The organism is Streptomyces blattellae (assembly GCF_009709555.1).
In the GTDB taxonomy this organism is placed as follows: Bacteria; Actinomycetota; Actinomycetes; order Streptomycetales; family Streptomycetaceae; genus Streptomyces; species Streptomyces blattellae.
Genome location: NZ_WJBG01000250.1, coordinates 45550 through 51633, shown reverse-complemented (window position 1 = coordinate 51633; position 6084 = coordinate 45550). Strand labels below are relative to the sequence as shown.

General features: G+C 69.4%; 8 protein-coding genes, 3 tRNA genes and 1 pseudogene. 7 read left to right on the top strand and 5 right to left on the bottom strand.

Features of this window, described 5'->3' with window-relative positions:
- Positions 1–249 precede the first annotated feature (249 nt).
- Complete coding sequence (locus GFH49_RS41140) at positions 250–381, top strand: hypothetical protein (RefSeq protein WP_268867556.1); 132 nt, start codon at positions 250–252, stop codon at positions 379–381.
- Positions 378–1571 carry a methyltransferase domain-containing protein gene (locus tag GFH49_RS37665; RefSeq protein ID WP_230396720.1) on the top strand — a complete coding sequence of 398 codons (1194 nt, stop codon included), beginning with the start codon at positions 378–380 and terminating at the stop codon, positions 1569–1571. The genes GFH49_RS41140 and GFH49_RS37665 overlap by 4 nt, the downstream gene beginning before the upstream one ends.
- Positions 1572–1865: 294 nt before the next feature.
- On the opposite strand, the pseudogene GFH49_RS41705 reads toward GFH49_RS37665, so the two are convergent.
- From GFH49_RS41705 to GFH49_RS37650, 3 genes and pseudogenes are all read right to left on the bottom strand, one after another.
- A pseudogene (locus tag GFH49_RS41705) lies at positions 1866–2099 on the bottom strand (sigma factor); the annotation flags it as partial.
- Complete coding sequence (locus GFH49_RS37655) at positions 2068–2283, bottom strand: hypothetical protein (protein ID WP_155060541.1); 216 nt, start codon at positions 2281–2283, stop codon at positions 2068–2070. The pseudogene GFH49_RS41705 and the gene GFH49_RS37655, both read right to left, overlap by 32 nt.
- Positions 2284–2423: 140 nt before the next feature.
- Entirely contained in the window at positions 2424–2573 is a 150-nt protein-coding gene (locus GFH49_RS37650; RefSeq protein ID WP_155060540.1) for a hypothetical protein, read from the bottom strand.
- 281 nt (positions 2574–2854) lie between these two features.
- On the opposite strand from GFH49_RS37650, the gene GFH49_RS37645 reads away from it, so the two are divergent.
- Positions 2855–3205 (top strand): metallopeptidase family protein, encoded by a 351-nt coding sequence (locus GFH49_RS37645; RefSeq protein ID WP_107443221.1) that lies wholly within the window; start codon positions 2855–2857, stop codon positions 3203–3205.
- A 69-nt stretch (positions 3206–3274) separates the two neighbouring features.
- On the opposite strand, the gene GFH49_RS37640 is transcribed toward GFH49_RS37645, so the two are convergent.
- Positions 3275–3613 carry a metallopeptidase family protein gene (locus GFH49_RS37640; protein ID WP_196218267.1) on the bottom strand — a complete coding sequence of 113 codons (339 nt, stop codon included), beginning with the start codon at positions 3611–3613 and terminating at the stop codon, positions 3275–3277.
- Between the two features lie 104 nt (positions 3614–3717).
- Between GFH49_RS37640 and GFH49_RS37635 the strand changes: the two genes are divergently transcribed.
- The 4 genes from GFH49_RS37635 (at position 3718) to GFH49_RS37620 (ending at position 5673) form a co-directional block, all read left to right on the top strand.
- Positions 3718–5310 (top strand): metallophosphoesterase family protein, encoded by a 1593-nt coding sequence (locus GFH49_RS37635; protein WP_196218266.1) that lies wholly within the window; start codon positions 3718–3720, stop codon positions 5308–5310.
- An 80-nt stretch (positions 5311–5390) separates the two neighbouring features.
- Positions 5391–5463: transfer RNA gene (locus GFH49_RS37630), tRNA-Glu, on the top strand.
- Positions 5464–5500: 37 nt separating this feature from the next.
- Positions 5501–5575 (top strand) — tRNA-Asp (locus tag GFH49_RS37625).
- Between the two features lie 24 nt (positions 5576–5599).
- A tRNA-Phe gene (locus GFH49_RS37620) sits at positions 5600–5673 on the top strand.
- Between the two features lie 81 nt (positions 5674–5754).
- Here GFH49_RS37620 and GFH49_RS41700 read toward each other — a convergent pair.
- Positions 5755–6054 carry a hypothetical protein gene (locus GFH49_RS41700; protein ID WP_196218265.1) on the bottom strand — a complete coding sequence of 100 codons (300 nt, stop codon included), beginning with the start codon at positions 6052–6054 and terminating at the stop codon, positions 5755–5757.
- Between the last annotated feature and the right edge of the window lie 30 nt (positions 6055–6084).

Here is a 6084-nt window from a genome sequence, read left to right as displayed (position 1 = left end):
GACCGCGCGGGAGGAACTGAGCGCCCGGCTCGCGGTGAAGAACTCCGGGAATCGGTGGGGGAAATGATCCGGGCTTTAGACCGGTACGCGGGTGTCCTGTTCATCATCATGGTGGCGGGATCGTGCGGGCTGGTCATCGGCGTGGCCATCGCGTCGTCCGGACCTTAAGCGGCCCGCCCGGTTGGTGCTGGGGCACTTTCCGGGCGGGTCATCCACGCACGACCGACCATATGGAGCGGTGAGACGACGATGAGGGTACGCATCGACCTGCGCGCCGACGGCGACGACGACAACACTCCTGGCCAGCCCTGGCAGCCTCCGCAGGACCCGCCGAGCCCCGACGGGTCCAGCCCGGAGGGCGACGGGAAGCACCGCAAGTGACAACCGACGCTCTACGTAGTGACCGCCCCAGCCGCAAGGAGCTGGGGCGGGTCCTCATGGACTCCGGCGCACTGTCCTCGGACTGGGTGCCGACGTTCGCGGCCGTGGACCGGGCCATGTTCCTCCCGGACCTCATGTGGCCCTACGACATGAAGGCCCGCGCGAGTGTTCCCGCCGACCGGCGGGAGGACCCGGACGCCTGGTACGACGCGGCGGACAGCAACGTCCCCATCGTGACCCAGTGGGACGACGGGGCCCACCAGGGCCCTGGCCCGGGAGAGCTGTCCACTGGCTCATCGTCCATGCCGTCCGTCGTTTACTCCCTGCTCCAGGACCTGGACGTGGAGGAGGGCATGCGCGTTCTGGACGTGGGCACGGGCACCGGTGAAACGGCCGGCGCACTGGCCCACCGCCTGGGCGGGGAGAACGTGACCACGCTTGAGGTGGACGCGTCCGTGTCCGCCAGGGCCCGTGAGCGGCTGTGCCAACACGGTCTGTACCCACACGTGGTTGTGGGGGACGGATACAAGGGCCATCGGGATGCGGCTCCCTATGACCGCATCCTGGCGACGGTCGGAATCCGCAGCGTGCCCCCGGCATGGATCGAACAGACCCGGCCCGGCGGGGCCATTCTCGCGCCGTGGGGGACGTTGTACAGCAACGCGGACGCCATGGTCCGGCTGGAGGTCACCGGGGATGAAGCCGTGGGCCCCTTCACCCGCTCCGTGGAGTTCATGAAACTCCGCGCGCAGCGGGGCCCCACGGTCCACCACGCCGACTACCTGTCGGCGGGCCCTCTGGAGGACGCGGAGCAGAGCACCACGGACACTACGGAGGACGAGTTCGTCACCGGCCGGTTCACAGACCTGCCGTTCGTACTCGGCCTCCGGGTGCACCAGTGCCGCCAGTCCGTGGCGGAAAAGCGTGACGGACAGCGGCCCGTGTGGTTCTACGGTCTGGCAGACCAGTCCTGGGCGTGCGTGATGTTCCGGGACGGGGAGCGGCGTGCATCCGTTTGGCAGTCAGGACCCCGGCGTCTGTGGGATGAGGTGACCGACGCCCACCGCTGGTGGAAAGACCAGTGGTCTCCCGAACTGACCCGGTTCGGACTCACGGCCACGGCGCACGGACAACGCGCATGGTTGGACGACCCGGCAAACGAAACCTGGCCCGTCCAACCGCCTGAGTGACCCACCCCGCAGGACCGGCCCGCCCGTGCGCCTCCCCCGTAGCGCATGGGCGGGCCTTTGTGTTGCAGGGCTATGCGGCGGTGGCCACCAGGGTGTCCAGGACTCCGCCGGTTGGAGGGCCACACGGACGGCGTGGGCCGTGGCGGCGGACATCCGGTGGCCGGGGCCAGGGAGGAGAGTCGCCAGGTATTCGGCGGCCTCCGTGTCCCCGCCCACGTTGCCCAGGCACGCCCGGAAGGTGGCCACAGCACGGGGTGGCACATGCACGGTCGGCGGAGTGGCCGCGTAGTCGGCCACGGTCCGCGTGATCCGGAGATAGGTGTACGTGGAGAACTTGGCCCCGCCCTCCGGGTCGTACCGCTTCAGGGCCTCCAGGGCGGCCACCCGGCCCTCCTGGACCATGTCGTCCACGTCCATCCCTGGCCGCCAACGGTGTTGGACCGCTCGGCGGACGATGCCCTCCACGGAGTCCAGGACGGCCAGGGTGGCCGTCTCGTCACCGTTCTGCGCGGCCCGTATGGCGGCCATCATGCGGCCACCGCCGGGGACACAGGGCCAGCGTCTCCGTGTCCCGGCGGGCCGTACGGGCGGACACGCCCACCAGGCGGCCGTACGTGGTGCCGTTGACCGGCTGGCCAGTGGCCTTCAACTCCTCCACGGCCGCCCGGATGTCCTCCAGCGAACGGCCGGACTTGGCGTGGACCTGGGCCACCTTGACCGGCTCCGGCTCCTCCAGGCCCGAAAGCGTGTCCGCCTGGGCTGTTAGGAGCGTCCAGCGATCACGGACAGCTCAGCCAGCCGTGACTCAACGTGCATTAGTTCCGGCTCCAGGGCCTCCAGGGCCTCCAGGTCCTAGCCGTCCACGGCGTCCGACTCCGGGACGTGAGGGACGGCCGCCAGGTGGAACATGTGCGCCACCACGACCGGCTGGACGGCCGACATGGCGGCCACCAGAAACGCGGAGGGGCACGGCGCACCCGGCCGCAAACAGGTGGCGGTCACATGGGCAGTCAGGGGCCATCGGCGCTCCGGGACGGCCGTTCCCCGGCCTGGAGATCATGCCGAGGTCCGGGCTCCATCAACATGGCCCGCCAGGCACGTAGACGGTGGAGACGGGCACCCGTACGAGCCAGGACACGGCCAGGGACCTACCGACCACCGGGCCAACTGGTACCACCAGCGGCCAGGACATCTAGGACGGCTGAGCCCTGTCTGTGGGCACGGCGGAAGGTCAGGACTCCGTAAGTGCTCCGATTACGTGACCACTCACAGACAATGGGCCTGTGCTGGAGATGACACGCGACAGGTTCGAAGAACTGGTGAGTGAGGCCCTGGACCAGATCCCGCCGGAGTTGACGCGGGTCATGGACAACGTGGCCGTCTTCGTGGAGGACGAGCCGCCCGCCGACGACCCGGAGCTACTGGGGCTGTACGAGGGGACCCCGCTCACGGAGCGCGGCGAGTGGTACGCCGGAGTCCTTCCGGACCGCATCACGATCTACATGGGCCCGACCCTGCGCTTCTGCGAGACATCGGAGGACGTGGTGCACGAGGTGGCCGTGACGGTCGTCCACGAGGTGGCGCACCACTTCGGCATTGAGGACGCGCGGCTCCACGAACTGGGCTGGGGCTGATCTCCTGGCGTCTTTCCGACGCCCCCACCTGCCCCCTGACCAGGAGTAATAACAGGCCCTCCGGGGATGTCACCCAACTGGCAGGAGACCAGCAAAAGAGGTGTACGACGGGGTATCCTGCACCACCGTCACCTCGGTCTCCTCCACGACCTCCTCCCGCGACTCGCACATCCGCAGCGTCGGACCCCGGTAGATCGTGATCCGGTCCGGCAGCACCCCGGCGTACCACTCCCCGCGCTCGGTCAGCGGAGTCCCCTCGTACAGGCCGAGCAGCTCGGGATCGTCCGCGGGCGGTTCGTCCTCGACGAACACCGCGACGTTGTCCATCAGCCGTGTCAGCTCCGGCGGGATCCGGTCCAGGGCCTCGGCGACCAGTTCCTCGAACGCCTCGCGCGTCATCTCCAGCACAGGGCCATTGTCCGGTACGGAACCGTCGTAGGAGAGTCACGGCGACGGTATGAGAGTCACCGCTGTCCGGCATATCCACTGGCGGACTTGGGCATACGGGACCAATGGCCGCCCGCGTTCCCAACGTCGCCGTCCTGAACCGCGTACGCCGGGCACCGCGTGCGCTCGCCCGCCGCTATCGTTCCCGCCGACCGCACCCCGCCGTCGAAGTCGAACTCGTCCCGCAGCCGCACCCCTGGGGCCGTGCCCTGGGGCTGGTCGCGGTCGTGCTGCTGGGCGCCTGGCTGGGTCTGCTGATCGTCGGGAACGTCCGGGTTCCCGTCGGGCCCATGGACACCACCATGACCCTGCGCCCCTCACTCACCGGCGGTACGAAGATCAACGTCTCGCCGCTCGGCGCGCTGCAACTGGAAAGCCACACCGCCCCGGTCCGCCTGGACGTGAACGTCGACCAACTGGACCCGGCCCGCTCCCAGGCCCTCGTCGACCACCCCGAACGAATCTCCGGCCTCCAGGACGAGGTCGCCGCCGACGTCGGCCACGGCACGCTCGACCTCGCCGTACGCTCCTGCGTCGCCGTCGTCTCCGGCGCCACCGCCCTGGGCCTCGCGGTCTACCGCCGCCCCCGCCGCGCCCTCGCGGCCGGCGGTCTCGCCTTCACCCTCCTCGCCGCGTCCGGCGGCACGGCAGCCGCCACCTGGAATCCGAACTCGGTCCTCGAACCCAGGTTCTCCGGCCTGCTCTCCTCCGCACCCTCCCTGGTCGGCGACGCACGCAGCATCGTCACCGAATTCGACGTCTACCAGAAGGAGTTGGCCCGTCTCGTCACCAACGTGACGAGGCTGTACGACGCCACGTCCACGCTCCCGGCCTACCAGCCCGACCCGACCACGATCCGGGTCCTGCACGTCTCGGACATCCACCTCAACCCGGCGAGCTGGCAGATCATCGCCTCGCTGGTCGAGCAGTACAAGGTGAACGTGATCGTCGACTCCGGCGACACCATGGACCACGGCACGGCCGCCGAGAACGCCTTCCTGGACCCGATCGAGGACCTGGGCGCCCCGTACGTCTGGGTCCGCGGCAACCACGACTCCGCCACGACCCAGCGCTATCTGGAGGGCATGAACAACGTCCATGTCCTCGACGACGGCCGAGGGGTGTCGGTCGCGGGACTGCGCTTCGCGGGCATGGGTGATCCCCAGTTCACGCCCGACCGCACGAACAAGGCCGGAGCCGAGCAGTCGCAGGAGCTGGCGGGCGCACGGCTGGCCTCCGCCCTGCGCGACCAGACGGCCGCCGGAACCCCGGTCGACGTGGCCGTGGCCCACGAGCCGTCCGCGGCCCGGGTGACGGACGGCCAGGTGCCGCTGGTCCTGGCGGGCCACCTCCACCACTCCGAGATGGAGGTCATGCCGTTCGGCACCCGTCTGCGCATCGAGGGCTCGACGGGCGGCAGCGGCCTGCGCGCGGTGGAGGGCGAGTACCCCGACCCGATCGAGACGTCGATCCTCTACTTCGACCGGGACACCCGCCGCCTCCAGGCCTGGGACGAGATCACACTGGGCGGCCTGGGCCTGACGACGGCGGAAGTGGCCCGCCACCTCCCCGAGGAGAACCAGCCAGGAGCCTCCCCGTCCCCCACCCCCACCCCGACCCCCTCACCCTCGCCCAGCCCCGCGACCCCGTCCCCGTAAACCGTTTTGGCGATACCTACCGCCATCCCATATGCTGCTCACGTCCCCGACGCGCTGAGAAGCGCCCAGGCGGGCCGATAGCCCTCATCGTCTAGCGGCCTAGGACGCCGCCCTTTCAAGGCGGTAGCACGGGTTCGAATCCCGTTGGGGGCACGCAACACCGTGTGCGACACTGTCGTACGCATCGCTTGGTCCTGTGGAGCAGTTTGGAGTGCTCGCCACCCTGTCAAGGTGGAGGCCGCGGGTTCAAATCCCGTCAGGACCGCTGAGGTTCCTCCCGGAGCCTCGTGGCTGGGTAGCTCAGTTGGTACGAGCGTCCGCCTGAAAAGCGGAAGGTCGCCGGTTCGACCCCGGCCCCAGCCACAGCCCAAGGGCCCTGCTCAGCGAGCGGGGCCCTTGATCATTTCGCCTTGGCGCAGGGGAGACGACGAGTCGGGACGAGGCTCAGGCCATTCCGGATGACGAGCTGGAGGAGCGCCGGGCGCGGTACGGGCTGCTCGCGGTGATCATCAGTAACCTCGCGATCTCGGGCGTGGCGATCTTCGGCGTCCGGCAGCTCGACGGCGACAACGCGGTGATCGTCGGTGTGCTCACGGCCGCGTTCACCGCGGTGAGCAGCATGACGACGGCGTACCTGGGGATCAAGGCCGTATCGAATACGGCGAAGTCCATCGCTCGGGGGGAATCGAGCCGGCGACGCCCGTCGAACTCCACGACCACGACCGCGACCACAAGCACAAGCACGACCACGCCTCCGTCGCAGCGCACTTCCTG